The organism is Arthrobacter sp. M2012083 (genome assembly GCF_000281065.1).
Classification (GTDB): domain Bacteria; phylum Actinomycetota; class Actinomycetes; order Actinomycetales; family Micrococcaceae; genus Arthrobacter.
Window position 1 is genome coordinate 1 of the sequence record NZ_AKKK01000059.1, and the last position, 2732, is coordinate 2732.

Sequence of the window (2732 nt, forward strand, 5' to 3'; positions counted from 1 at the left end):
TACAAGAAGCACGGGCTCAGCAGCTCCGGCACCAAGCTGAAGGAAGACGCCCCGTTCGTGCTGAAGCCGGGCGAGTCCTTCAATATTGCGGAGAACTTCGCTTACACCGCGGGCAAGGAAACCGAGATCGAGGCGACCATGACTCCTGCTGCAGCTGACGGCAAGCTGGACCATGACAAGAAGGAAAAGGCCGAAACCACGGTCACGCTGAAGTAGCGTGTGCCGCGTTTGCCCGGCCGGCTCTGGTTGCTGACGCACCGCTGTGGAAGGTATCGGGGATGAAGAAGGCCGCGGTCACGCTGGAAGGCGGCCATAGCGGTGTCATCGCTGTAGCCCATGCGGCAGCGAAAGCCATTGCTCTGGATGGCAGTGCGAAGCATGCGCTGTTTCGCGATTTGTGGGTGTTGCATCAGCGTCGCAGGGAGTTTGCGGGGTGGCAGAAGGAAGCGACTGCACGTGGAATTAATCTGTGGCAGGCCGTGTGGGGAGTTCTTCTGGGCATGGGTATGTTGGCCGCACTGACCGCAGCTGTGATGTTCGGCCCGGCAGGACGGAAGAACGCCTCTATCTCCGCGGAACAGGCAGCCTCGGTGGCCTTACCTGCCGCTCAGATCGGGATTGTGTTGATTTGCCGTGGTGCTCCTCCTTCCGGTGCCCGCAACGCCTGCCGCACGTTATGGAAGCGTGTGCACGTCGGTGGTCGGATTGGTGGTTGCTGCTCTCTTTGGTTTCAGGATCGTGTCGGGCGCAGCCGATGAACGTGGGTTCACGTCTGGACAGGTTGCTTTATGGATGCCTGCGATCGCGCTGGTACTTGTACTTCTGGCACTCCTTGCGTGGCGGCTCGATGTGATGCGCCGACGGGCGGTTGGAGGTGGTCGGGTCCTGAGCCCACGTGCTCACAAGGAGCAAGGGCGTCACCTTCGAGCGATGGCGGAACGTCTTGCCGGTACCGCTGCGGCACGCCGAGGCCCGGCTGCGAGCAGCGCGGTCCTCGAGGACTGGAACAACCGACTCGAGCAGTTGGAGCGCACAGGAATCACCCCCGCCGCCATCGCCCAGGCACGGAAGATGGAGCCAGCCGCCTGGCTTGTGTGGGTGTTCTACAACGGCGGCATCGACATCTCCGGGATCCGTTGGATGTGAGCAACAACACCAGCCGCCTGGGATCTTCGGATCCCACCGTCGCAGGTGGCTGACCCTTGGTGGGTAAGACTGATCTGGTACGAGCAACGACCGGAAGGAATCAAGCCATGAGCGAGGAACCACCAGAACATGGGGCGCCACCCCGCAACAAACCATCGCAGATCCGGGTCCGAACGTACCTCGTCAGCGTGGGAGTGATTGTGGTGTTGTCCTTCGGTGCTCCGGCGGTGGAGAAAATTTTACGGCCCACATCAGAAAAGGTCTGCACCACCAAGAACGTGGTCATTTCCCATGAGAACCGAAGCCGCACGTCCTATAAGCTCGACACCTCGTGCGGGCAACTCGTGGTGGACGATTCCATCGCGGAGGAAGCCGACAGAACCATCAAGACTGACACGACATACCGCATGGTCATCGCTTCAGGGCTCCTGGCTGAGTACCTGATGAAGTTGCCAGTGGAAGCCCAGCCCTCAAGGGGTTACTGAGCGAATGCTGCGGTTGTCCCCAAACCGCCGCCGCAGTGGCCGCACCCCAGCGTCATCTTCTAACACCACCGGATTCATCGTGGCACTTGGTGCGGTGGAGCGTCAGGGAGGGCATCCCTCCTGACCCTTGTGCCGCCAGGAAACCTCATGTGCGAGTCCCGCGCAGGTGCCACCCGGCGAGCGAGAAAGCCTCGAAAACCCAAAAAACCCCCGGAATTCCGGGGGTTTCTGTTGGTGGGCGATACTGGGTTCGAACCAGTGACCTCTTCGGTGTGAACGAAGCGCGCTACCACTGCGCCAATCGCCCCGGGTGCATAGAAAACACTAACGGACCATCGCCGGAATGCAAAAACGGCTCACGGCCTCTTCCCGGCCCTCGAACTACAAGCGTGGAATTACAGCCATGAAACTCACGGAAATCCGCTTAGATACAAGGATCCAAGCGGCTTCTCCTTCAAAAGCAAGCTACCGATTTGGAGTTTGCAGGAACCTCCTATAGAGTTTTTACTCGTCGGAAAGCGACGGAATGCCTGAAGGGCTGCCCGTCGAAACGACACTGCGGACGTAGCTCAGCTGGTAGAGCACCACCTTGCCAAGGTGGATGTCGCGAGTTCGAATCTCGTCGTCCGCTCGCAAGGCACTGTCAAGGCAAGAATTCCTCGGAATCCTGCTTACACGGTGGGTTGGCCGAGAGGCGAGGCAGCGGCCTGCAAAGCCGTATACACGGGTTCGAATCCCGTACCCACCTCGGTGAAAACCATGTCTTCCAGCTGTTGGCTGGATGCATGGGCGATTGGCGCAGCGGTAGCGCGCTTCCCTGACACGGAAGAGGTCACTGGTTCGATCCCAGTATCGCCCACCAAAACAAGGCAACTTGTTTGTTGTTGAAGGCCAGGCATTAGCCCGGCAGGCAGCATGTGCGGACGTAGCTCAGCTGGTAGAGCACCACCTTGCCAAGGTGGATGTCGCGAGTTCGAATCTCGTCGTCCGCTCTCCTTTTGAAGGACCCGGTAACGGGCGATTGGCGCAGCGGTAGCGCGCTTCCCTGACACGGAAGAGGTCACTGGTTCGATCCCAGTATCGCCCACCAAAACAAGGCAA

At 59.8% G+C, this 2732-nt stretch carries 3 protein-coding genes, 6 tRNA genes and 1 pseudogene; 9 read left to right on the plus strand and 1 reads right to left on the minus strand.

Features of this window, described 5'->3' with window-relative positions; all coding sequences use genetic code 11:
• From A477_RS22580 to A477_RS0119450, 4 genes and pseudogenes are all read left to right on the plus strand, one after another.
• Window positions 1-216: pseudogene (locus A477_RS22580) on the plus strand (hypothetical protein); the annotation flags it as partial.
• 62 nt (window positions 217-278) lie between these two features.
• Entirely contained in the window at window positions 279-758 is a 480-nt protein-coding gene (locus A477_RS0119440) for a hypothetical protein (protein ID WP_017200546.1), read from the plus strand.
• A gap of 172 nt (window positions 759-930) precedes the next feature.
• Window positions 931-1146, plus strand: a complete 216-nt coding sequence (locus A477_RS0119445; RefSeq protein ID WP_017200547.1) for a hypothetical protein — start codon at window positions 931-933, stop codon at window positions 1144-1146.
• 107 nt (window positions 1147-1253) lie between these two features.
• Window positions 1254-1631, plus strand: coding sequence for a hypothetical protein (locus A477_RS0119450; protein ID WP_017200548.1), 378 nt, complete (start codon window positions 1254-1256; stop codon window positions 1629-1631).
• 232 nt (window positions 1632-1863) lie between these two features.
• Here the strand turns inward: A477_RS0119450 and A477_RS0119455 are convergent.
• Window positions 1864-1938: transfer RNA gene (locus A477_RS0119455), tRNA-Val, on the minus strand.
• A gap of 251 nt (window positions 1939-2189) precedes the next feature.
• On the opposite strand from A477_RS0119455, the gene A477_RS0119460 reads away from it, so the two are divergent.
• From A477_RS0119460 to A477_RS0119480, 5 genes are all read left to right on the plus strand, one after another.
• Window positions 2190-2262, plus strand: a tRNA-Gly gene (locus A477_RS0119460).
• 46 nt (window positions 2263-2308) lie between these two features.
• A tRNA-Cys gene (locus A477_RS0119465) sits at window positions 2309-2379 on the plus strand.
• Window positions 2380-2418: 39 nt separating this feature from the next.
• A tRNA-Val gene (locus tag A477_RS0119470) sits at window positions 2419-2493 on the plus strand.
• A gap of 57 nt (window positions 2494-2550) precedes the next feature.
• A tRNA-Gly gene (locus tag A477_RS0119475) sits at window positions 2551-2623 on the plus strand.
• 23 nt (window positions 2624-2646) lie between these two features.
• A tRNA-Val gene (locus A477_RS0119480) sits at window positions 2647-2721 on the plus strand.
• Window positions 2722-2732: the final 11 nt, after the last annotated feature.

Bases quoted from the DNA above. Each gene is read 5' to 3' on its own strand.
- A477_RS0119440 (WP_017200546.1), top strand. From the start codon at position 279: ATGAAGAAGGCCGCGGTCACGCTGGAAGGCGGCCATAGCGGTGTCATC.
- A477_RS0119445 (WP_017200547.1), top strand. From the start codon at position 931: ATGGCGGAACGTCTTGCCGGTACCGCTGCGGCACGCCGAGGCCCGGCT.
- A477_RS0119450 (WP_017200548.1), top strand. From the start codon at position 1,254: ATGAGCGAGGAACCACCAGAACATGGGGCGCCACCCCGCAACAAACCA.